The organism is Polyangiaceae bacterium (assembly GCA_016715885.1).
Classification (GTDB): Bacteria; Myxococcota_A; Polyangia; order Polyangiales; family Polyangiaceae; genus Polyangium.
Map to the genome: position 1 here is coordinate 22,482 of JADJXL010000025.1, position 22,422 is coordinate 44,903.

Here is a 22,422-nt window from a genome sequence, read left to right on the forward strand (position 1 = left end):
TTTAGATGACGATGGGCGGCAGAACCCGGTCATCAACCCTTGCGCAAGTACTCCCGGAGCTCGCGCGGAAAATCGTCCAGACGAACCCCTTCCGTAACGAGCGGCTGCGTGTTGTGCGAATTCCAAAAGAGCACCGTTTTATTCGCCAAACGTTTCGCATCCCCCACGAGCGCCGCCATGGCCTTGGCCGTGTACGTCGGTTCGAGCGAATACCCTTCCGTTTCTTCGACGAGCTTCATCGCGCTGGCCCCGGGACGCGTGGAAAAACCATAACCACCGCCAAGTTGATTCGTCACGAACCGAATGCGCGTGCGCGGCAAACGCACATCGGGAAACGCCGGATCGAGCGCCCGTGCAAACGCAATCGTCTCCTTCGCCATTGCAAAAAATCGCGCTTCGCTCGATGTCTGGGGACTCGAAGCCCGCACCGCAACGACCTCCACGTCGAGCCCGACCAATTCGAGGCCAATGGCAATTCCCACGGCGCTGCCCATCGTACCCATGGCGAGATAAATACAATCGGGCATGGGACACGCGCCCGATCGAACCTGGTCACCAAGCTCCATGGCGGCATTGATGAACGCCAAGTTGCCCAGCGGCGACGATCCACCCGGCGGAATCAGATAAAGGCCCGCGCCTTTCGCGCGCTGCAATGCTTTCTTCGCCCGAACTTCGGCTGCGCCCACGCCATCACGCACCACTTCAATCGTCGCCCCTGCATGGCGCATGGCAAATAGGTTTTTCTCGACATACGCGCTCGGCATTTGCGGCGCGAGCATGAGCCGCACGGGAAACCCCGAAGCTTTGCCCCAAAGCGCCGTCGCAACGGCTTGATTCGATCCATAACCCCCAAATGTGACAATTTCGCGCGCTCCCTTGGCTCGCGCTTCGGCCAAGTAAAATTCGAGCTTGCGGGTTTTCCCTCCACCATACGCCTTACCCGAAATGTCGTCACGCTTGATCCATAGGTTTGGAATGCCAATCCTTTCGCCAAGCTTTGCCGCGCGCTCGGTGGGCGTCGGGAAAACGCCGAGCGGCAAGCGTGAAATGCGCGCCGCGAGCCCAGGACATGCTCGAAACAGCGGCAGCACGTATGCGGGAGGCACTGGCGTAGGCGTCGCCGACGGCAATGGCAATGGATCGCTCGACCGACTGGAAGCGTCTGGCGGCGGCAAAGCAATGGGCTTGGCGTCGTCACACCCGAGGAGCGATCCAATCGCCAACGACGAGAAAGCTCGACGAGTCAAACGCGGGACCATGGTCACGACAGAAACGCTCGAAAGAAGCTACCGCATTCCACTTCCGTTCACTTGTGTCGTTCGAGCCATGCGTCGATGAGATGTCGCGCTACGGTAATGGGCGGCGGAAGCATCGGCAATTCGTCCTTGTGGAAAAATCGCGCATCCTCGAGCTCGATGGAGTCGACACGAAGCTCGCCCCCGCAGCGTCGCGCGAAAAAGCCAATCATGATTTGATGCGGAAATGGCCACGGCTGACTGGAAAAATACGTGACATTGTCGACTTCGATGCCGGTTTCTTCCAGAACTTCGCGCGCAACGCATTGCTCGAGCGTCTCGCCGGGTTCCAAAAACCCCGCAATCAATGCCCACATCCCCGGCGGAAGACGAGAGTGCCGCGCCAAAAGAATCAAATCACCATCCTCGACGAGAACGATGGTCGCCGGCGCGAGCCTCGGATAATATTCGATATTGCATTTCAAACATATTTTGCAGCGACTGCCACTGCGAACATCCAGCACCGTCGCACACGCGCTGCATACCTGGTGGTTCTTGTCCCAGTATTGAACTTGATACGCCGTGCCCGCGACGTCGATGACCGCTGGATCCATGCGGCCAAAGAGCCGTCGCAATGAATATGCAGCATACCCAGGAGGAAGCTTGGCCGCAGGATCGATTTCCGCGCTGCACACGGGTCGACCATCGAGCTGGCCGAGCACCTGCGTGCGGACTGCGCTAAGCCCCAATTCAGAAAGGCTTTGCGCGATGGGAACATCGACGAACCCACCATCACCGGGATCTCGCACGACAAGATCGTGGCCTCGAAATGCAAACCAAGCCATTTCGCCGTCGTATGCTTCCGGCAATACGAGACTCGGTACGAATCGCGTCGTCATAAGCTCGATTTCCTCATGATCACATGGACTTCTTGAGCTTGCGTTGGAGCGTGCGGCGGTCGATACCAAGCAGTTTGGCAGCGACCGCAATGACGCCGCCCGAATCCTTCAATGCAGCGTTGATCGTGTCGCGCTCGAGCTCGTCGAGCTTGTACGACGTGCGTACGCCCGAAGATTGCGGCGCGGGCGCTCGGGGTGCCTCGAACAGCGCCGTTGCTTCACGCAAAAGCCGGTCGGCATCGATGGGTTTCGTCAATAGCGTGTCGGCTCCCTCACGCACGGCAGCCACGGCCAGCGGAATGTCGCCAAAACCCGTCAACATCACAATGGCAGCATCGGGACACAAGCGACGAAACCTGTGCAATGCGGACAAACCATCGCTTCGAGGCATACGATAATCGACGACGACGAGGTCCACCGGCGCATCTTCGAGCGATACGAGGCCTTCATCGACCGTGGCCGCCGTTCGCGCCTGAACGCCGCGACGTCGGAGCGCCCCTTGCAATGTCATGCGAAATGCGTCGTCATCGTCGACGACCAGCGCAGTTTCGATCTTCCGCGGCACGTGTCATACCTCCGAATCGCAGGGCGAATTTTCCCGCGCCAAACGAATTACCACTCGAGCGCCCCCACGTGCTGCATTGCTCACACAAAGCACGCCATTCATCCTATCGAGCAACACCGAGCTCACATAAAGCCCAAGGCCCATGCCACCCTGCTCGTCCTTCGTCGTTTGAAATGGCTCGCCAAGACGCGCCACCATTTCCGCTCGAAACCCGGGACCATTGTCTTCGACGACGATCTCCGCATAGTCTCGTTTTTCTCGTACGGTGATCTCCATGCGCGGACGATCCATGGAAACCATCGCCTCGGCCGCGTTCGTGAGCACATTGAGGAGCACTTGCAAAAGCCCCGCGGAGAGCACCGTGATTCGTACCGGTGCCGGCGCGTCGATCTGCACTTCACCTCGATATTCGAGTCGCCGCAATTCGCGCGCCGCCACATCCGTCACGAATCTGCCGAGCTCGATTTCCTCGCGACGCTGATCCGGTCGAATGTAGCCGCGCACGAGCCCAATGATGTCGCTCGCTCGCTGCGCTTCTCCCGCAATCGTTCGCGCAAGCTCCGCCGCTTCGTTCGGTCCATCGCGCGTGATCTCGGACAGCTCCCGCCCAGCCAAAAGAATCGTCGCAAGCGGCGTCGAAAGCTCGTGAGACATACCTCCCACGACGCGCCCGAGCATGGCGAGTTTTTCATTCCGAACGGCTCGCTGGCGTAATTCGTCGAGGCGCCGCGCATGCACGAAAACGAAGAGGCCGAGAAATCCACTGACCGACGCAACGGACACGAAGGCGCTCAGATGATGAATGCGCTCTTTTCCAAGCGGCGCTGAATCGAGCGGCAATGGATCTGCAAAAGACACGAGGGCCGCAATGACCATCGTGAGCGCCGCAATGCCCAGCGTCGATCGCCCACCACAGAGCACTCCCGCCAAAGCAATTTGGAAAACGAGAAATGCAGCAAATGGATTGCCCGTACCGCCCGACACCCAAAGCACGGCACCGAGCGCTACCACATCGAACGCGATCTGCACCGCAACGAGCCTGCGTTCGTGACGCAGAACGCGACCGACGACGAGCGCGAAGACGAAGTTCGCGAGCGCGAGCGCTGCAAGCAGCGTGAAGATCGGAAATGTCTCGAGGGCCGGAACGAGCAGCTTCGCAGCAGCGGTCGTCGCGCTCATGCCGACGATCGCGGCCCAGCGCAGATGAATCAGCCAGCGTTCGGCAGTGCCTTCGGGGATGGGATCGATGCTCGTGAGAAAAGCTCGGACCGATGTTTGATCGGCTGCTCCCGGCTCGCCAAGAACGCGCCCCTCCCCAGGTTCGACCATGGAGGCAGGAGGAAGGGAGACACGCGTCGCCATCGGGTCGGAAGACTATGGCGATGAAGTGGGATGTGTCGAGAAAATCGAGTGACTCGGCGAAGCGAGTGACTCAGTGAGCGGAGCCCGCAGGTGCTGCGGAATTGGCGGGCGCTGCAGCGGAGTCTGCGGGAGCCGCGGAATTGGCGGGAGCTGCCGCGGAATCTGCGGGAGCCGCGGAATTGGCGGGAGCTGCCGCGGAATCTGCGGGAGCTGCGGACATTGCGGGGGCAGGTGCGGCAGGGGCAGGCGCGGCGGGGGTTGCCGTGGGAGCTGCTGCGGGTTTGACTGGCGCGAAGTCACCCGTTTGCTGGGCACCGAAGGGGTCCTTGATGTCGACGGGACGTTGATTCTCCATGCCTTCGAGCTCGCCGCGGAATTGCGTGTCGCTCATCGTGATGCCGATGAAGATGGCGAGGAAGATGAGGCTCGAGGCGAAGATGATCCCGTGGAATTTGTGGTCCCACTTGAGGTGCATGAAGATCAACGCGACGACGGACGCTTTGATCGTAGCGATGAGTAGAGCAACGATGAGGTTGCCCGTATGGCCGAGGTTCACGTAGCTGGCGGCCACGGTGACGACCGTGAGGAACAGCAGCGTGACCCAGGTGCCGATGTAGATACTGAAGGGCAAGACGTGCGGGTGATGCTCGCCGTCGGCGCTTCCGTGATCGTGCTCTGCGTGCGATGTGCTCATGATGCGTAAGCTCCGTCTTCAGCCGACGAGGTAGAGCAGCGGAAAGAGGTAGATCCAAACGAGGTCGACGAGATGCCAGTAGAGGCCGACGTTCTCGACGGGCGCGTAGTAGCGTTGCGAAAACTCGCTCTTCATGTTGCGCAGCAGGATCCACATGATGAGCGCCATGCCGATGACGACATGGAGGCCGTGGATACCGGTCATCATGAAGTAGATCGAGAAGAAGATGCCGGCATGTCCGGACTCGAAGCCCGTTGCGGTGAAGAACCTTCCGGGCAAGAGACCATCGTGGATCTTGTGCGTGTACTCGAAGTACTTGACCACGAGGAATGCGCCGGCGCACGCGAGCGTGATGGCCAAGAGCACCGTGGTTTTCTTGGTCTCGTTCTTTTGTGCGGAACGAACGGCCAGAGCCATCGTGAAGCTCGAGCAGATGAGGACGAGGGTATTGATACCGCCCATCACGCGATCGAGGTGATGATGTGCCTCGACGAACGACGGGAAGTACTTGCTCCGGAAGATGGCGAAGGCGCAGAAGAGGCCACCGAAGAGCAGGATTTCCGTCACGAGGAAGAGCCACACGCCCATGCGACCTGCATCGAACTGGGTCGTGGCTTTGTCGAAGTGGTGGGCGACTTGGAATTGCGGCGATAGTTTCGCCGTATCCACGTGTTCCACGCCTTCAGCCTTGGCACTCATCAGTGAGTCTCCTGGCCGGGTCGCTCATAAGCGTCCAGCGTAACGATAATGGGTTTTTCGAAGTTTTCCGTGATCGGGGGCGATGCCGTGTGGGTCCATTCGAGCGTCGCGCCTTTCCAGGGATCGCCCGGTGCAGGAGCGCCGCTCTTCAGCGATCGGAGCAGGCTGATGCCCATGATGAGGAAGCCCGTGCCGAGGATCCACGAACCAACCGTGGAGAATGCATGCAGCGGCTGGAACTGGTCGAGGTAATTGTAGTACCGGCGCGGCATGCCTCGGGTTCCGAGGATGAACTGGGTGAAGAACGTCCAGTTGAACCCGATGAAGGTCAGCGCGAAGGCGAGTCGGCCGAGTTTTTCCGAGTACATGCGGCCGGTCATCTTCGGCCACCAATGGTAGAGGCCTCCGAAGAAGGCGATCGCGGTGCTTCCCATCATGACGTAGTGGAAGTGCGCGACGACGAAGTACGTGTCGTGCAGGTGCAAGTCGACGCTGACCATGCCGAGGAACAGGCCGGTGAGTCCGCCGATTGCGAAGAGGAACAAGAACCCGAGGCCGTAGAGCATCGGAACGTTCAACTTGATCGAGCCACCCCAGAGGGTGCCGAGCCAATTGAACATCTTCACGCCGGAGGGAATCGCGACGAAGAACGTGAGGAACGAGAAGATCGCCGAGGACAATTCGCTTTGGCCCGCAACGAACATGTGGTGTCCCCACACGACGAAGGACACGAGCGCAATGGCGACGCTGGAGAACGCAATGGCCTTGTAGCCGAAGATGCGCCGCTGTGAATGCGTGGCGAGGATCTCGCTGGCGACACCCATGCCCGGCAGAATCATGATGTACACGGCCGGGTGGCTGTAGAACCAGAAGAAGTGCTGGAACAGGACTGGATCACCGCCGAGCGTCGGGTCGAAGATACCGACGTGGAATGCGCGTTCGAAGATGAGCAGCACGAGCGTGATGCCGAGAACCGGGGTCGCGAGGACCTGAATGATGCTCGTGGCGTAGAGCGCCCAGAGGACCAAAGGCATGCGGAAGAAGGTCATGCCTGGCGCGCGCAGCTTGTGCAGCGTGACGATGAAGTTGAGCCCCGTCAGGATGCTCGAAAAACCCATCACGAAGACGCCGAAGGTCGCCAGAATGACCGACGTGGTCGACACGCCCGAGGCGTAGGGGACGTAGAAGGTCCAGCCGGTATCGACGCCGCCGCTCAGGATGGCAGCGAGCATGAAAGCTGCGCCGATCCAGAACACGTACAAGCTCATGAGATTGAGCTTGGGGAAGGCGACGTCCTTGGCGCCGATCATGATTGGCAAAATGAAGTTGCCGAGTGACGCCGGAATCGATGGGATGATGAAAAGGAACACCATCGCAGCGCCGTGCAGCGTAAACGCTTGGTTGTACTGCTGCGCGGTCATGATGGTCTTGCCCGGCGTGAGCAGCTCGAGACGCACCAAAAGTGCGAAGATGCCGCCGAGCGTGAAGCCCACGAGCACCGTGATCAGGTACATGATCCCGATGCGCTTGTGATCGACGGTGGTCAGCCAGGAGGCGATGCCCGTCGTCTGGTTTAGGTAGTTTTTGCCGCCCGTCTCGGGGACGTGCCCCAGTTCGTCGGCTGTCGCCACTTTCGCCATGATCGCGTCTCCTCTTCCTACTTCACCGTCTTGATGTACGCGATGAGCGCGTCGATCTCATTTTCTTTGAGCAAACCCTTGTAGGTCGGCATGACCGCAGGGTACCCCTCGACGACCTTTTTCGTCGGTTCGAGCAGGCTCTCACGAATGTAGTTCTCGTCGACTTGCGCCGAAGAACCATCGGCAAACTTCTCGGTCTTGCCAAATAGACCCTTGAAGCTCGGACCTTGAACGCGCGTTCCGTCGAGCGAATGGCAGGTGTTGCAGCTACGCGACGTAAAGAGCTTCTTACCAAGCTCGTCGGGCGCGAGGATTGGGTCGCCAGGCTTCCGGCCCGTCTCGAGCCAATTGTTGTAGTCGGCTTGCTCCATGACGTGCACCTTCGCCATCATGTCGGAATGACCAACGCCGCAATACTCGGTGCACAGCAGCACGGTATCGCGCTTGGCATTCGCCTCGAACCAGAGCGTCGTGTACGTGCCGGGAACGACGTCCTGCTTCACTCGGAACTCGGGAACGTAAAAGCTGTGCAGAACATCCTTCGAGCTCATGATGAGCTTGACGGGTTTGTCCTTTGGCACCACGAGCTCGTTCACCGACGTGGTTCCGTTCGGATAGGTAAACGTCCACATGTACATTTCGGCCGTCGTCCGAATCTCCATTGCATTCGCCGGCGCCACGGAGGCCATGAGATAGCCGCGCAGACCAACGAAGAAGAGCGCAATGACCAAGATCGACGGAATGACGGTCCAGCCGATTTCCAGCGCCGTACTATGCGTAACCGAACTTACCTTGTCGTTGTCCGTTCGCCGTCTGAATCGGCGAATGAAGTAGAACATCGGGATCATCAGACCGAAGAACATGAGCACGTCGAACCAATAAACGACGTACCATGCGAAATCGATTTCTGACGCAATCGTCGACGACTGCCTCGGCATCCAAAAAGAGCCGAGTTCGATAGGGTCAAACGTCATGCTACAGCTCCGTCCACGGGCTTTGCCTGCCGGCGTCGTTCCGACCGCCAATAGCTCGCGAGCAGTGCCGCGAGACCAATGACCGTCAAAACTCCACCGGCCTTCATGAGGCGCCTCGTCGCGAGGACATACCTGTTTTCGGCTACGGAATAATGAAAGCAGAACAAGAGCACGCGGTTCAAGGTCGAACCGATCTTGCCCTCGGTCGCTTCGAGGAGCGCAAGCTTCACGTCTTTCGACGGAAATGCGATGCCATACAGCGTACGGGACAACGTGCCGTTCGGAGACGCCACGAAAATACCCGCCGCGTGCGCGAATTGCTTGGACGGTTCGTCCCAGCGATATCGGAACCCAATCGTGTCGGCCACACGCTGCACTTCAGCTTGATCCGCCACGGTAAAGTCCCAACCTCGATCCGCCACGGGCCTGCCATAAGCCTTCACGTACGTGTCGCGCTTCTTGTTCGCCATCTCGGGCGTATCGCGCGGATCGATGCTGATGACGACAACCCGATAATCTTTGCCCGCCGTGAGATCCGTGCCCTTCAGACCATCCAAAAGGCCGTTCAGAACCAGCGTGCAAAGCATCGGGCATTCATAATATGCAAGCGCAAGGATGACCGGATGCTCGCCGTCGAAGTAATCGCCGAGGCGCACATCGCGCCCCTGACCATCTCGCAAACGAACATCCAACGGAAGCTTGGCGCCGGGCTTTTCCTCGATCTCGATGTTCGTAAGCTCCTTCGGCAGCGTCAAGTCAGCCCCCGGCGCAGGCTTCATATCGGCAAACGCAACGTTCGCCCAAAGAAGCATCGCAAGAGCCATGACGCTCCGAAAAAGCCCACGAGCTCGGGGCCGAACGCGACCCGGCACCAAAGTCACTTCCCACCCTCCTTGGGTTCGCCCTTTTTCTCGTCCTTCTTTTCGTCTTTCTTCTCGTCCTTGCCGCCCTTCTCGTCCTTGCCCTCGTCACCCTTCTTCTCTTCGGGTTTGTCCTCGGGCTTGGTCTCCTCGGGTTTCGGCTCGGGTTCCTGCACCTTCGGCGGCTCGACCGCCGGCGGCGGATTGCGATATGCGGCAATCGTCAGATCGATGGCTCGATCGGCCGGAATCCGCACCACGCCATCCTTCTGGCTCACCCATTGGTACTTCGTGAGCTTCTGCTTCTCGGCCGCACGTAGCGCCTTCAATTCCTCGGACTGAGCGGAATAGACCTTCGCATGAAGCTCCTCTTCGCCCCACGAATTGAAAAGCTCGCGCACGAAGATGCAGAACGCAATCAGCGTAACGATCGTGAGCAGTGTGACGAACGCAATCAACCCATTGGCAGGTCGATCATCTTCGAGCGGGTCATGGCCGCCATGACCATGCCCCGCATCACCATGATCCGCCTCCGATGCATGCGCCGCATCGTCCTGCTCACCGCTCGCCTCGGTGTCGCCCGATTCGTCCTGCTCGTCTCGCTCCACCGCAGCTTCCGCTGCCGAAGCCGACGAACGAGGCTCCTTCTTCTTCTTTTTCTTGCTCATGGGTTGTCCACCTTCACGGTCTCGGCGAGCCAAGGATCACGGAGCGGATAGAGCGGTCCAGCAGCCGCTTGCCGCGCGAGCAAGAATGCTGCAATGCCCAGCGGTCCGAGCAGACCGCAGATATCTACCACGCCGAACGTTGCATGGTGATGGTCGTACGTCGGCATCACGAGCCAATAGAGGTCGACGTAATGCATGACCAGCATGATCACGGCGCCCACTGACAAGCCGACCGGATGGCGCTTCACGTGCCGCGACAAGAGCAGCACGAAGGGAATGACGAAGTGCCCGAACAGGATCGACAAGCTCACGGGCTTCCAGCTATCGGCATCCCAACGCTCGTGGTAAAACACCGTTTCTTCGGGAAGATCGGCGTACCAGATGAGCAAGTACTGCGAGAAGCCGATGTACGCAAAGAAGACGATGAACCCGAAGAGCAGCTTGCCAATGTCGTGCCGATGCTCGATCGTGCTGAGCTTGACGAAGTAGCCACTCTCCTGCAGGCGAACCGTCATCAGCGCGAGCGCCGCAAGCGAGCTCGTCATGCAACCCGCAAAGATGTACACGCCGAAGATCGTCGAGTACCAATGCGGATTGAGGCTCATGACCCAATCGAATCCGGCAAACGTCACCGACAAGGCGAACAGAATGGTCGCCGGAGCCGATATGGCTTGCATCTTGTCCGAGAGCTTCTTGTCGCCGCTTTGATCCTGCGCGCGACTCGTGCGCGTGAAAAACAGCGCCAGAGCCACCCAGATGACCAAGTACAGCGCCGCTCGGGCATAGAAGAAGTTCGGATTCAGGTACGCCGCCTTCTTCTGCAGAATGGGATCATGTGCCGCTTCGGGGCCCATCCAATGGTGGTAAAGCGTGTGTGAAAACACGAGCACCGGGATGAACATCACAGCGACCGCGGGCATGAGCCCCGCCAGCCATTCCGCCTGCCTTCGCGCCACGACCGACCAACCAGCTCGCGTAAGGTGTTGAATTTGCACGAAGCAAAGACCACCCAGCGCGATCGTGGCGACGAAAAGAAACCCGACGAGATACGAAAACGCAAAGCGTTTCGCATCCATGGCATACCCGGCTGCGGCCGCGGCCACACCAATGACCGCGAGGCCCATGCCCATCTTCGTGAGGCTATCGCCTACACCCTTGGGAAGCTGCTTGGCATCTCCGGCAGCCTCCCTGCCCGCGGCCCTGCCCGCGGTAATTGCCGCCGACTGACTCATTGCGCGGCTCCTTCAGGCTCGATCGAGCCTCGTTTGTCCGCCGGCACGTCGTCCTTCGACGCATGCTGGCTACGACCGAGCACCCTCACCCACGTCACGATGGCCCAGCGATCCGCAACCGGCACCTGCTTGCGGTAGCCCGGCATGTTGCGAACGCCGTGGGAAATCGTGTCGAATATCTGACCGTCGCGCATTTCCTTCTGCACGCGGTCCGACGCCAAGTCGACGGGCGGCGGGAATCCTCGCTGCACCACCATACCGCGTCCACTACCCGTCATGTCATGGCACGGAGCGCAATAAATATTGAATCGCTCCTCGCCACGCCGAATGAGCTTCTCGTCGACCGCCATCGGCACGTCGTTCACCTTCAGGTCGGTCACTCGATGGACGAACTCACCATTCGGCAGTTTGCCGCGGTAATACGCGTCATCCTCGTCGAGGTGTCCAATCGGAATGGTACCATCGACGAGCGGGCGCATTGCCCGACCATCCTCGAAGAGCGGACTGGCCTCGCCCCATTGATACTTGGGCTGCCAGTCCATGTCCCCGAAGAGGTGAACGGGCGGATCCTCGCTTTTGCCACCGCGACAACCAATGACAGCCATCGCAAGCAGCAGGAATGCGGCGCGCCTCATTCCATCACCTCCAGAACTTCACGCGCACCAAGCTCCTCGAGAAGCTTCTTCGTGCGAGACGTGTTGTATTTCGGATCCCGCGCTTCGATGCTGATGAAAAACGCATCGTCCGTCGCTCGCGGGAAAGACGGATGCGTCATCGTCGGGTGGTAGTACGCGGGCAGCTTGTTCATCGCCCACATCCCGAAGAACGTGCCGAAGGCCGAGAAAAGCACCGTCAGCTCGAACATGATCGGGATGTACGCCTGATACGAGAACGACGGCTTACCGCTGATCGTGAGTGGATAATCCACCGAGACGAAGTACGTCAGCGCAATCGCGCTGAGCAGACCCGTCGCACCGCAGACCAATACCACCCACGGCAGTTTCGTCGGCGCAAGGCCCATTGCTCGCTCGAGCCCATGCACCGGGAACGGCGTATGCGCATCGTAGTGCTTGTACCCTGCTGCCTTCAATTTCTCACAGGCGTGCATCAGGTCGCCGGGGGTCAGGAAGTAGCCCATCAGCCCATAAGCCTTCTGATCCTCGTCCTCGTGCTCGTCTTTTTGATGAGGCTTACCCATTGCCCTTCTCCTCATCCTTGTCCGCGCTTGCGGTCTCTTCGTCCGAAGAATCGTCGCCTTCGGAATCATCGGAATCCGAAGCGCTTTCGGATGCTTCTTCCGACGTTTCCTCGGCATGATCGTCATGTCCGTGGTCGCCATGCCCTGCATGCGGATCGGCCTGCGGCATCACGCCCTTGACCTCGCTAATCGCCACGGCCGGCAAGAAGCGCAGGAACAAGAGGAAGAACGTGAAGAACAAACCGAACGAACCAAGGAACGTCGAGATGTCGAACATGCTCGGCCGGAAGTACGTCCAGCTCGACGGGATGTAGTCACGATGCAAGCTCGTCACGATGATGACGAAGCGCTCGAACCACATACCGATGTTCACGAAGATCGAGATCACGAACATCGCCGGGATGCTGGTCCGGATCCGCTTGAACCAGAAGAGCTGCGGCGAGAACACGTTGCAGCTCCACATCGTCCAGTATGCCCATTTGTAGGGACCGAACGCGCGGTTGCGGAATGCGAAACTCTCGTATTCATTCCCGCCGTACCACGCAATGAAGTACTCCATTGCGTAGGCGTAACCGACCATCGTGCCGGTCACGAGAATGATCTTGTTCATGTTTTCGAGGTGCCGGATCGTGATGAGCCCCTCGAGACCGAATGCTTTGCGAGCCATGACCATGAGGGTCACGACCATCGCGAACCCGCTGAAGATGGCGCCTGCGACGAAGTACGGAGGGAAGATCGTCGTGTGCCATCCGGGCATGATCGATACGGCGAAGTCGAACGACACGATCGTATGCACGGAGAGTACGAGCGGCGTCGAAAGACCGGCCAAAATCAGGTAGGCCCGTTCGTAGGTCAGCCAATTGCGATGGGATCCGCGCCAACCGAGGGCGAAGATGCCGAGCACGATCTGGCGCGTCTTCGTTTTTGCTCGATCACGCAACGTGGCGAGATCCGGCACGAGACCTACGTACCAGAAGAGGATCGACACCGTCGCGTAGGTCGAAATCGCGAACACGTCCCAGAGCAGCGGGCTCTTGAAGTTCGGCCACATGCTCATTTGATTCGGTATTGGGAAAAGCCAATACGCGAACCACACGCGACCGACGTGGAAGACGGGGTAAATCGCGGCCGCCATAACGGCGAAGATCGTCATGGCTTCGGCCGCGCGGTTGATGCTCGTACGCCACTTCTGCCTAAACAAGAAGAGAATGGCGCTGATGAGCGTTCCGGCGTGACCGATACCGATCCAGAAAACGAACCCCGTGATGTCCCAGGCCCAGAACACCGTATTGTTCAGGCCCCAGACGCCGATACCTTCAGCAACGAGTTTGCCGAGGGATCCGAGCAGAACGAGCAATACGCTCACGGCGAGCGAAAAGAGCACCACCCACGAAGGAGTCGTTTTCTTTTCGACGATACCCGCAACCGTCTCGGTCACCGCGTGAAAGTCGCGATGGCCGAGAACCAGCGGTGCACGCTTGCCGGGCGTGTCTTCATTCATGACGGCGGTAGTCATACCCCCTCGAGCTCAGGGTTGGGGTTTTTGATCTTGGCCAGGTACGACAAGCGCGATCGGACGTTCAATTCCTCGAGCTGCCGATAGGCCCTCGGGCTTGCCGCGTCTTTGGCCACGACGCTCTGCTTGTCGTTGAGGTCGCCGAAGTGGATGGCTTGCGTCGGACACGCGGATTGACACGCCGTGACGACTTCACCGTCACGCACGCGCTCGCGACCATCCGCCTTGGCGTTGATCTTCGCCTGATTGACGCGTTGTACGCAGAAGGTGCATTTCTCCATGACACCTCGGGCGCGTACCGAAACGTCCGGATTCATCACCATCTTCTGCGTCTCGATCGTGTGCTCCGTGTATTCGAAGTAGTTGAACCGACGCACCTTGAAGGGGCAGTTGTTCGCGCAGTACTTCGTTCCAATGCAGCGGTTGTACGTCATGTCGTTCAGCCCTTCGGGGCTGTGCGTCGTCGCTGCAACGGGACAAACCTCTTCGCACGGCGCATTTTCGCAATGATTGCACATCGTCGGCTGCGTGACGCTCGTCGGTTCGTCCGGATTCGGTCCCTCGAAATACCGGTCGATTCGAATCCAATGCATTTCGCGCGTACGCGAGACGCCTTCGTGACCGACCACCGGAATGTTGTTTTCCGATTGGCACGCCACGACGCACGCATTGCATCCAATGCACGCCGTCAAGTCGATCGACATGCCCCATTGATGCCCTTTGTCGTACGATTTTTCCTCGAATAGACTCAGGTACTTCTTCGGAGCCGGTACGACCGCAGGATTCGTCTGGTACTTGGCGTATACCGCTTCATGCACCATCGGTCGGTGCTCGGTCAGGAAGTGCTCTTGCGTACGCGCGAGCTTGGCCGACCCCGATGCCTTGCGCACTTGGCCGTCGGCAATGTGGAATCCCGCCGTCGTACGGACAGCGCCCGTCGCGACACCGATGCCTTTGCCCACGCGCCCAACCGCCGTGCGGCCCTGACCAACCGTAAGCACCACCGTGCCGTCGGCCTGTCCAACCGCAATCAACGCCGGAAGCGTGACTTCCGCACCATTGGCTGAAACCGTGACGAGGTCCCCATCGGCGACGCCCATTCCCTTGGCCGTGGCGGGCGACAGCGTCGCCACGTTGCCCCAAGTGAGCTTGTGCATCGAATCGGGAAGCTCTTGCAGCCAGCCGTTGTTCGCATAGCGGCCGTCCCACGTATGCGAATCCGGATCGAAAACGACTTCGACGTTGCCCTTCGGCGCATTGGCTTTCTGCGCCTTGATCGCCGCAGCAACGTCGCCCGCCTCGAGCTCGACCGTTTCGGCCGCAAACGCGCTGTCCTTCCAGACGCCGTCGTGCAATGCGCGACGGAAATCACGGTCGAACTCGGGAACCAACGTCTGCGGACCGCGCCATGTCGCACGCACGAGGTCGTAGCCCTTGCGCGTACCACCCACGAAGATCTCGAGGATCTCCGCGTCCGTCTTGCCGCCATACATCGGCGCAATGAGCGGCTGGATGATCGATCCCGTTCCGTCCGCAGCACGCAGATCACCCCAAGATTCGAGCGGATGCGCTCGATTCAAGTGCCACGTCGAAGCTTCACCCGTTTCGTCGACATGCGTGCCGACATGCACGAGCGTCTTGGCTTTCGCAAAAGCACCTCGCACGTCCGCCGGCGCGTTGAACACGGGGTTGCCACCGAGCACGACGAGCGTGTCGACCTTGCCTCCCTCGATGTCCTTCGCCAGTGCGGTGAGCTCGGACAAACCACCCTTGATCTCGTCGAGCGGCTTGACGAGCTTCACGGTCTTGCCAATCGCACCCAGCATCTGATGCATCACGTGCGCGATCGCATGAACGCTCGCAGGTTGCTTGCGTCCAGGCAGGATCACGACCGCACCGTTGCGCTTGGCCACGTCGCCCGCGATGGCTTTGACCATCTTGACGACTTTCGGATCGAGCGCCGAAGCACCGGCCAGCGCTGCGGAGATTTCCGCAGGCAAGTCGCTCTTCATCGCGGTGGCGATTTCTTGCGCGAGCGCGTAGGCGACATCGGCAATCTTGCGGCTCTCGATGCGCAAGCGATGATCGGCGTTCGAGCCCGTGACCGAGAAAGCGCTCTCGATCGCGTAGACGCGATTCATCGGTTTGTCTTTACGATCGGGGTTACGCCGCGCCGCGAAGGCTCGTGCGTTCTTGATCGCACTGGGCTCGTGCATGAGGAAGTCGCTGTCGAGCGCTACGACGACATCGGCTTCGCCAAGATCGTACGTTGCCGTAAGCGCGCGACCGAAGGCGATGCGGGCACCTTCTTCGGCTGCTTCGCTGCCAAACGCCTCGTAACGAACGACGCGCGCATCCGGGAGCAGCCGCGTGAGCGTATCGATTTGCGCTGCAACCGTCGGCGACCTGTGATCTTCGACGAGAAGCGCGAGCCCCTTGCCGTTGACCTTCTTCGCGTCGTCGCCGAGCTTGCGGAGGAACGCGGACGCTTCGTCCCACGTACGCGCCTGGCCCTTTTCACGCGGGTTTTGGCTGCGATCGGGATCGTACAGATCGAGCACCGATGCCTGCACGAACGTGCTGGTCGATCCCAGGCTTTCCGGATGCCGCGGGTTGCCTTCGATTTTCGTCGGACGACCATCGTGTGATTCGACGACGAGGCCCACGGCGGTTCCCATGACGGGGATCGACGTGGAGAAGAAGAGCGGCCTGCCAGGCACCATCGCTTCGGGCGCCTGCGTGTAAGGAACGATGACTTCCTCGGGCCTGCGGCATGCCGCGAGACCACCAAGAGCCATCGACGCGCCCATGATGCCCAGGAACGTGCGGCGATTCGTGCCTTGCGGCGGTTCGCTGGCACCATCGGGAAACTCGCGCAAAAGCCCTTCGGCGAACGCCGGGGACTCTGCGAGTTCGTCGAGAGAGCGCCAGTACGTTTTTCCTGACGTATCCGGCTGCTGTATCGGGTACGGAGCTCGCTTCATCGGTGACACCCCGAGCAGTGAACGGGTGGCGAGACTTGTCGGCGAGGAGCGCCGCCGCTTGCAGCGTTCATGACGCCTGCAGGCACGGTCCCATCGTCGAACATCTTCGTGACGTCCTTCGGATCCCGCAGATTCGGCTCGGGATTCCGATGACAATCGAGGCACCAACCCATCGAGAGAGGCTCGACCTGGCTCACCTTGACCATCTGATCGACACGGCCGTGGCAGCTCTGACAGCCGACACCGACAGAAACGTGCGCCTGATGATTGAAGTAGGCGAAGTCAGCCAGGTTGTGGACGCGCACCCAAGGAATCGGGTTGCCCGTCGCAAAACTCTCCCGCACAGGCAGGAGCTTTTGGCTATCCGTCTTCACCTTCGAGTGGCAGTTCATGCACGTCTCGGTGGGAGGGACGGAAGCGTTGGCGCTCTTCTCGACTGACGTATGACAATAGCGACAGTCGATACCGAGATCGCCCGCGTGAAGCTTGTGGCTGTAGTCAACGGGTTGCTTCGGGGTGTAGCCAACTTCGACGTGCTTGTTGGTACCGTAGTACCAAAGCCCTGCTGCAGCCGCTGTGCCTGCAGGGCCCAAGCCGAAGAAGATCACCATCGGCACAACCTTGTTGGACCACTTAGGGAATAGATATCTCGCCATGAGGACGCTCTATCGTCGGGAAGCCCCGACGGCGCGGGCGCGTTGTGCCGTCCTCGGCAAACGAGAGCAAGATGGCAAAATGCCGCACGGCCGCGGCAAAATGCCGCAGCCCCCTCCGAAGACGTCTGAAAGGGCAAAATTCGGTTTAGCGGCTCACATGCGAGGGGTGCGGCACGAAAAATCTGCGCGCCCTGGGCACTCGAACGAATGGATTTCGCTACGAAAAACCAACGTCGACCCGAGGTCCGTTCTTCGTTGCAACGGCACGAGGGACGTTCCCGAGGCGACCTGTTCGTGACGCGGCGCCAACACAGTCCACACGCTCGTTATTCCCGCGCAGGTTTCCGTCATCGTTTGTGCTCAAACTAAGACGCCCGGGACAAACTAGCTCGACCGACACGACAAAACGAAGTACGGTGCGTGCAGGACGAACGACCATATGCGACCGCTCATGGTTGGCGTCGCCGGCGGAAGCGGGTCGGGAAAGACCACCGTCGCTCGCCGGATCGCCGACGCCCTACCTCCTTCAGGCGTGACGATTGTCGAACACGACGCGTACTACCGCGATCGTAGCGACTTGCCCTACGAGGCCCGGTCGCAGCTCAACTTCGACCACCCTGAATCGCTCGAAACCGAGCTTCTCGTCGAACACCTCGTCGCCCTGCGCGAATGTCGCGCCGTCGACGTCCCCATCTACGACTTCAAAACCCATCGCCGACTGCCCGAATCGCGTCGCGTCGAACCCACGCCCGTCGTGATCGTCGAGGGCATCTTGGTGTTCGTCGAGCAAGCCTTGCGCGAACAGCTCGACGTCAAAATCTACGTCGACACCGATGCAGACATCCGCGCCTTTCGGCGCATCCGCCGCGACATCGAACATCGTGGACGCACGTTCGAGTCGATCCGAGAGCAGTACTACCGGACCGTTCGACCGATGCACTTGATGTTCGTCGAACCCTCGAAACGTTGGGCCGACGTGATCATTCCCGAAGGCGGCGACAACAAGATCGGCATCGACCTCATCATCGCGCTCGTGCGACAAACGCGCGGCGCCGAGATGGCCAAGCAAGCAATCGCCGCTCGTTCGGACGAACGCGCACGATGACAACACTCCCTCGTGTGCAGTAAAACTCGGGCGTGATTATCGCCGAGCACGATCCTACCAGGCCCCCCACCCTGCCCCCGACACCTCCAACGATCGTTTGCGTATCGAGCTACTTCAAGGGCAACGACTTCTTGATGCAAGCCAAGGACGACGGCTGGCGCGTCGTCTTGTTGACGCTCGAATCGCTGCTCGGTGAGCCCTGGGCCCGCTCGCACATCGACGAACTTTTTGGCATGCCCGTCCTCTCGGATCGCGCGCATGTCGTCAATGCGGTCAGCTATCTGGCCCGCACACGCAACATCCATCGCATCGCGCCGCTCGACGACTACGACGTGGAGCTCGCAGCGCATCTGCGCGAGCACCTGCGCATTCCCGGCATGGGCGAAACGACGGCCAGGTACTTCCGAGACAAACTCGCCATGCGCGCTCGCGCGAAAGATCGGAGCATCGCCGTTCCAGAATTCGTCCACACGCTCAACGACGATCGCGTGCGGCACTTCTTGCGCAGCGTTCGAGGCCCGTGGCTGCTCAAACCGCGCTCCGATGCAGGCGCGGTCGGCATCAAGAAAGTCGAACGCGAACAAGACGCCCTCGAGCTCATCGAGAAACTCGGCGACGACCGTTCACGTTATCTGCTCGAACGCATGATCCCCGGGCAGTTTTTCCACGTCGACAGCATCGTGTCCGAACGGCAAATCGTGTTTGTCGAGGCACACCAGTACCGCACGAGCCTGTTCGAAGTCGTCAACCACGGCGGGCCTTCCGCGACGCAAACGCTCGACAGATCGAGCGAGCTTTGCCGTGAGCTCGTCGAAGTCAACGCGCGCGTCATCGAACACATGGGCCTCGTCCGAGGTGTCACGCACATCGAATACGTGCGGTCGGCGGAAAACGGCCAGCTCTACTTCATCGAAGCGGCCGCGCGCGTTGGCGGAAGCCATACGGCCGACGTCGTCGAAGCGGCCACGGGCATCAATCTTTGGCGCGAATGGGCCAAGATCGAGCTCGCGCAAGGCGAACGTCCCTACGTGCTTCCACCGCGGCGCCACGACTACGCGGGGCTCGTCATCTCGCTGTCGAAAGACGAACATCCCGACACTTCCGCGTACGACGATCCCGAAATCGTTTGGCGCACGCCGGAAAAGCCGCACCACGCGGGCATCATCGTTCGCTCGCCCGACGTTTCACGCGTGCACGCGCTCGTGGAAAACTACGCGACGCGCTTCGTGCACGACTTCACGGCCGTGCTGCCGCCCTCGCAACCGCAAGCCTGAAAACCGCATCAAGCGGCGGTTTGTCCGAGCTGACCGAGGAGCGCCATGAGCGTTGCGATGGGATGACCCGTCGGCCGTCCGAACTGCCAATCCGGCGGATCGACCGCGACGCCACTGATGTCCATGTGCACCAACGGCAGCGCTCCGCCGCGCAGTCCCGACGCGATGTCGATGAATGCAAACGGGAATTGATGTCCGCGCGGCGTATTCACCGACGCTAGGCGATTGGCCGAAACGACATCCTCGGCGCCCGAGCGCGGCACAACGAAGGCGTAGTCTTCTCGGCGCGGCCGCGATCGCTCCACCGGCTCGGCCCACATCTCGCCAAATTCGTCGATGCGATCCATCACGCCCAAACGTTTGGCCGGACCATTTCCAATCACGCCCGCATACGGGCCGAACGCGCGGTAGACGTGCCCCGTGAGCGTCGCAATCGACAAGAGAAGCGTCGGTGTCGACGGATCCGCGAAAGATCGCGCGGCAGCCAAAAGATCCGACAACACGAGACGTCCTTCCGCGTCCGTGTTGCCGATCCGCACGCGCACGCCCGATCGAGCCGTGATGATCTCATCGCTTACGAACGCGTCTTCCCCAATGCTGTTTCGCACGAGCCCGAGCAGACCGATGACGCGCACGGGCAGCTTCGCGCGAGCCGCTGCGAGCACGAGCCCCGCGACTGCTCCCGCCCCGCCCTTGTCACGCGACATGCCCGCCATGTGACCATCCGTCTTCAAGTCCGCACCGCCCATGTCGTACGTGACGCCTTTCCCAGCAAGGATCACCGTGTACGGCGCAGGTTTGTCGGGTACGTACGACAGTTTGACCACGCACGGCCGATGCCGCTCGACACGCATGGATGCCCGCGCAACGGCGGCCACGAGCGGATAACTCGATACGTCGTGCTCGACCTCGACGCCGACACCCGCGGTGCTGAACGTTTGTACACAAAGCTCCGCGATACGTCGTGGCGCCATGCGCTCGGGCTCCGTACCCGTGATGTCGCGGCACAACGTGCGCCCGTGCTCGATGGCCGTAAGCGTTTCGATGCGCGCTTCGTCCAGCCCCACGATACCGACGAGCTCCGCGCCTTTCGCGCTCTTGCCAGCTTCCCGCGCTTCGACCGACGACCATTGGGTACCAAGCGCCGCGAGGGCCGCAACTTCGCGTGCATGCGCAAAGCGTGCAGCCGGTGGCGCAATCACCCACACGAGCGGCTTTTTCGCGCCTGCATCGACCGCTCGATTCGTCGCGGACGCCACGGCTTCCGCCACGAGCCGCACGTCTTCCGTGTCATCGGTGAGCATCGACATCGGTGCGACGACCAGCCGTTCGCCCGGCAATCCCGGCGCATGCATCACCGATGGCGGTCGAGGCCCACGATCGAGCGTTCGATCCGCTCGAAGCGCCGGTCCAAGCGTCGATCCGATGACGCCTTCGAGCACGGCATGACTGCGTAGTGGAGCGGGCGCTACGACGACGAGCGCATCGAAGGGTTTGTCCGCGAACGCGTGCGGGATCAGTGCTCGTTCGGGAACCGAAACCAGCGACGGAGGCGAATGGGGAGGCATGGCGGGCGCATCCTATGTTGCGCCCGCCGGAGCATGCAACGACGCCGTCGGGACCAAATTCAACGCTCGACCGGCAAGTGCTGATCATTCCACAGCATCATGCCTCCGCGCATCGATGCGACACGCTTGAAGCCCTTTGCTTCGAGCGCCAGCGCTGCCTTGCCACTTCGTCCACCCGACCGACAAACCAGCACGATAGGTTGCTGCGCGTCCCACTTTTGCGCCTCGTTTTCCAGCGCGCCCAGGGGCACGAGCTCCGCGCTGGGGATGTGCCCGAGCGGCCCGGTGAATTCGTCCTTTTCGCGCACGTCGACGACACGCAGAGCACCCACGTGCTCGTGGGTGAACGCAGGCTCGACCTCGGGCACGTTTGCCCCCGTTCTCGACAGAGGCGCCCACGAAGAGGCCGATGCCCCCTGCCCGGTGACGATTTCCGAAGGCGTAAGACCGCCCCAAAGGTTTGCCGGCACGGCGACGTCGATGCGAGCAGGTTTGGCCAAAACGAGGTTTTTCATGATATCGACGAACTCGGCTTCGGTTTTTCCTCCACCAACGCGCGGATTGAGCCTCTTTTCCTCGCCCACCGAGCTCACCGTCCGGCCCTTGTAGTCGTGACCGGGGTACACGAGCGTGTCATCCGGCAGCGTAAAAATTTGTTCGTGCACCGAGCGATACAGCGCATGCGAATCGCCTTGCTGAAAGTCGGTACGTCCCGTGCCGCGGATGAGCAATGCATCGCCTGTAAAAACCATTTTTTGATCCAGGGTCACGTAGGACGAACAGCCATTCGTATGCCCCGGCGTTTCGCGCACGCTCAGGCCGTACTTTCCAAACCGAATCACGTCCCCCTGTTTTGCGAGCACATCCGCAAAGGGCATTCCGGACCGCTCACCGACGACGGTGTTTGCGCCGAGCCGTTTCTTCAGCATCGCCGCGCCCGTCACGTGATCCGCATGCACGTGCGTTTCGAGGACGTGCGTGAGCTTCAGCCCTAGCTCGGCGATCAGTGCTGCATCGCGATCGACCTGTTCGATCACCGAATCAATGAGCACGGCTTCCTTCGTTTCAGGATCCGCGAGCAAGTACGTGTAGGTTGACGTCGCCGCATCAAAAAGCTGACGGAATAGCATGTTGGTCTCTCCTGCTCCGACAGCTCTAGCATCGCGCGTGCCAGGCGCGGGTCCTCGATCTGGGATTGGGATTGAGCCCAAATTTCAATGACTTGGTCACGGTTTGTCCTCCGATGAAACATTTGTTTCAATTATGTTTCATCGCTCGGTACACCACACCATC

Annotated in this window: 20 protein-coding genes; 2 read left to right on the top strand and 18 right to left on the bottom strand. The window is 60.4% G+C overall.

Going from position 1 to position 22,422, the window contains the following annotated elements:
• Positions 1 to 32 precede the first annotated feature (32 nt).
• The 16 genes from IPM54_35175 to IPM54_35250 all read right to left on the bottom strand — a co-directional run bounded on the left by IPM54_35175 (position 33) and on the right by IPM54_35250 (position 17,182).
• A complete protein-coding gene (locus IPM54_35175) occupies positions 33 to 1,265 on the bottom strand; it encodes a pyridoxal-phosphate dependent enzyme (protein ID MBK9265009.1) in 1,233 nt (410 codons plus the stop codon).
• A gap of 41 nt (positions 1,266 to 1,306) precedes the next feature.
• Positions 1,307 to 2,134, bottom strand: coding sequence for an NAD(+) diphosphatase (nudC, locus tag IPM54_35180; protein MBK9265010.1), 828 nt, complete (start codon positions 2,132 to 2,134; stop codon positions 1,307 to 1,309).
• A 19-nt stretch (positions 2,135 to 2,153) separates the two neighbouring features.
• Positions 2,154 to 2,699: a DNA-binding response regulator gene (locus IPM54_35185; GenBank protein ID MBK9265011.1), complete on the bottom strand. Its 546-nt coding sequence runs from the start codon at positions 2,697 to 2,699 to the stop codon at positions 2,154 to 2,156.
• A gap of 3 nt (positions 2,700 to 2,702) precedes the next feature.
• Positions 2,703 to 4,028: a HAMP domain-containing histidine kinase gene (locus tag IPM54_35190; GenBank protein MBK9265012.1), complete on the bottom strand. Its 1,326-nt coding sequence runs from the start codon at positions 4,026 to 4,028 to the stop codon at positions 2,703 to 2,705.
• Between the two features lie 103 nt (positions 4,029 to 4,131).
• Entirely contained in the window at positions 4,132 to 4,755 is a 624-nt protein-coding gene (locus IPM54_35195) for a cytochrome C oxidase subunit IV family protein (protein ID MBK9265013.1), read from the bottom strand.
• A gap of 18 nt (positions 4,756 to 4,773) precedes the next feature.
• Positions 4,774 to 5,454: a cytochrome c oxidase subunit 3 family protein gene (locus IPM54_35200; protein ID MBK9265014.1), complete on the bottom strand. Its 681-nt coding sequence runs from the start codon at positions 5,452 to 5,454 to the stop codon at positions 4,774 to 4,776.
• Positions 5,454 to 7,094, bottom strand: coding sequence for a cytochrome c oxidase subunit I (gene ctaD, locus IPM54_35205; GenBank protein MBK9265015.1), 1,641 nt, complete (start codon positions 7,092 to 7,094; stop codon positions 5,454 to 5,456). Before ctaD ends, IPM54_35200 begins: the two co-directional genes overlap by 1 nt.
• Before the next feature lie 17 nt (positions 7,095 to 7,111).
• Complete coding sequence (gene coxB, locus IPM54_35210; GenBank protein ID MBK9265016.1) at positions 7,112 to 8,068, bottom strand: cytochrome c oxidase subunit II; 957 nt, start codon at positions 8,066 to 8,068, stop codon at positions 7,112 to 7,114.
• Entirely contained in the window at positions 8,065 to 8,892 is an 828-nt protein-coding gene (locus IPM54_35215) for an SCO family protein (GenBank protein ID MBK9265017.1), read from the bottom strand. The genes coxB and IPM54_35215 overlap by 4 nt, the downstream gene beginning before the upstream one ends.
• 53 nt (positions 8,893 to 8,945) lie before the next feature.
• Entirely contained in the window at positions 8,946 to 9,596 is a 651-nt protein-coding gene (locus IPM54_35220; protein MBK9265018.1) for a hypothetical protein, read from the bottom strand.
• Positions 9,593 to 10,828 carry a hypothetical protein gene (locus tag IPM54_35225; protein ID MBK9265019.1) on the bottom strand — a complete coding sequence of 412 codons (1,236 nt, stop codon included), beginning with the start codon at positions 10,826 to 10,828 and terminating at the stop codon, positions 9,593 to 9,595. The genes IPM54_35220 and IPM54_35225 overlap by 4 nt, the downstream gene beginning before the upstream one ends.
• A complete protein-coding gene (locus IPM54_35230) occupies positions 10,825 to 11,463 on the bottom strand; it encodes a cytochrome c (GenBank protein ID MBK9265020.1) in 639 nt (212 codons plus the stop codon). The genes IPM54_35225 and IPM54_35230 overlap by 4 nt, the downstream gene beginning before the upstream one ends.
• The gene (locus IPM54_35235) at positions 11,460 to 12,026 is read right to left on the bottom strand and encodes a DUF3341 domain-containing protein (protein ID MBK9265021.1); all 567 of its coding nucleotides are present in this window, start codon (positions 12,024 to 12,026) and stop codon (positions 11,460 to 11,462) included. The genes IPM54_35230 and IPM54_35235 overlap by 4 nt, the downstream gene beginning before the upstream one ends.
• The gene (nrfD, locus tag IPM54_35240) at positions 12,019 to 13,527 is read right to left on the bottom strand and encodes a polysulfide reductase NrfD (protein MBK9265022.1); all 1,509 of its coding nucleotides are present in this window, start codon (positions 13,525 to 13,527) and stop codon (positions 12,019 to 12,021) included. Before nrfD ends, IPM54_35235 begins: the two co-directional genes overlap by 8 nt.
• Positions 13,528 to 13,538: 11 nt before the next feature.
• Positions 13,539 to 16,526, bottom strand: a complete 2,988-nt coding sequence (locus IPM54_35245; GenBank protein ID MBK9265023.1) for a TAT-variant-translocated molybdopterin oxidoreductase — start codon at positions 16,524 to 16,526, stop codon at positions 13,539 to 13,541.
• A complete protein-coding gene (locus IPM54_35250) occupies positions 16,523 to 17,182 on the bottom strand; it encodes a cytochrome c3 family protein (protein ID MBK9265024.1) in 660 nt (219 codons plus the stop codon). Before IPM54_35250 ends, IPM54_35245 begins: the two co-directional genes overlap by 4 nt.
• 439 nt (positions 17,183 to 17,621) lie before the next feature.
• Between IPM54_35250 and udk the strand changes: the two genes are divergently transcribed.
• Positions 17,622 to 18,287, top strand: coding sequence for a uridine kinase (udk, locus tag IPM54_35255; protein MBK9265025.1), 666 nt, complete (start codon positions 17,622 to 17,624; stop codon positions 18,285 to 18,287).
• A gap of 134 nt (positions 18,288 to 18,421) precedes the next feature.
• Positions 18,422 to 19,561, top strand: a complete 1,140-nt coding sequence (locus IPM54_35260) for an ATP-grasp domain-containing protein (protein MBK9265026.1) — start codon at positions 18,422 to 18,424, stop codon at positions 19,559 to 19,561.
• Between the two features lie 8 nt (positions 19,562 to 19,569).
• Here IPM54_35260 and IPM54_35265 read toward each other — a convergent pair whose 3' ends face one another.
• Positions 19,570 to 21,129: an aminopeptidase gene (locus IPM54_35265; protein ID MBK9265027.1), complete on the bottom strand. Its 1,560-nt coding sequence runs from the start codon at positions 21,127 to 21,129 to the stop codon at positions 19,570 to 19,572.
• 59 nt (positions 21,130 to 21,188) lie between these two features.
• Complete coding sequence (locus IPM54_35270; GenBank protein ID MBK9265028.1) at positions 21,189 to 22,259, bottom strand: MBL fold metallo-hydrolase; 1,071 nt, start codon at positions 22,257 to 22,259, stop codon at positions 21,189 to 21,191.
• Between the last annotated feature and the right edge of the window lie 163 nt (positions 22,260 to 22,422).

Bases quoted from the DNA above. Each gene is read 5' to 3' on its own strand.
- nudC (MBK9265010.1), bottom strand. From the start codon at position 2,134: ATGACGACGCGATTCGTACCGAGTCTCGTATTGCCGGAAGCATACGAC.
- IPM54_35190 (MBK9265012.1), bottom strand. From the start codon at position 4,028: ATGGTCGAACCTGGGGAGGGGCGCGTTCTTGGCGAGCCGGGAGCAGCC.
- IPM54_35195 (MBK9265013.1), bottom strand. From the start codon at position 4,755: ATGAGCACATCGCACGCAGAGCACGATCACGGAAGCGCCGACGGCGAG.
- IPM54_35200 (MBK9265014.1), bottom strand. From the start codon at position 5,454: ATGAGTGCCAAGGCTGAAGGCGTGGAACACGTGGATACGGCGAAACTA.
- ctaD (MBK9265015.1), bottom strand. From the start codon at position 7,094: ATGGCGAAAGTGGCGACAGCCGACGAACTGGGGCACGTCCCCGAGACG.
- coxB (MBK9265016.1), bottom strand. From the start codon at position 8,068: ATGACGTTTGACCCTATCGAACTCGGCTCTTTTTGGATGCCGAGGCAG.
- IPM54_35215 (MBK9265017.1), bottom strand. From the start codon at position 8,892: ATGGCTCTTGCGATGCTTCTTTGGGCGAACGTTGCGTTTGCCGATATG.
- IPM54_35220 (MBK9265018.1), bottom strand. From the start codon at position 9,596: ATGAGCAAGAAAAAGAAGAAGAAGGAGCCTCGTTCGTCGGCTTCGGCA.
- IPM54_35225 (MBK9265019.1), bottom strand. From the start codon at position 10,828: ATGAGTCAGTCGGCGGCAATTACCGCGGGCAGGGCCGCGGGCAGGGAG.
- IPM54_35230 (MBK9265020.1), bottom strand. From the start codon at position 11,463: ATGAGGCGCGCCGCATTCCTGCTGCTTGCGATGGCTGTCATTGGTTGT.
- IPM54_35235 (MBK9265021.1), bottom strand. From the start codon at position 12,026: ATGGGTAAGCCTCATCAAAAAGACGAGCACGAGGACGAGGATCAGAAG.
- nrfD (MBK9265022.1), bottom strand. From the start codon at position 13,527: ATGAATGAAGACACGCCCGGCAAGCGTGCACCGCTGGTTCTCGGCCAT.
- IPM54_35245 (MBK9265023.1), bottom strand. From the start codon at position 16,526: ATGAAGCGAGCTCCGTACCCGATACAGCAGCCGGATACGTCAGGAAAA.
- IPM54_35250 (MBK9265024.1), bottom strand. From the start codon at position 17,182: ATGGCGAGATATCTATTCCCTAAGTGGTCCAACAAGGTTGTGCCGATG.
- udk (MBK9265025.1), top strand. From the start codon at position 17,622: ATGCGACCGCTCATGGTTGGCGTCGCCGGCGGAAGCGGGTCGGGAAAG.
- IPM54_35260 (MBK9265026.1), top strand. From the start codon at position 18,422: ATGCAAGCCAAGGACGACGGCTGGCGCGTCGTCTTGTTGACGCTCGAA.
- IPM54_35265 (MBK9265027.1), bottom strand. From the start codon at position 21,129: ATGCCTCCCCATTCGCCTCCGTCGCTGGTTTCGGTTCCCGAACGAGCA.
- IPM54_35270 (MBK9265028.1), bottom strand. From the start codon at position 22,259: ATGCTATTCCGTCAGCTTTTTGATGCGGCGACGTCAACCTACACGTAC.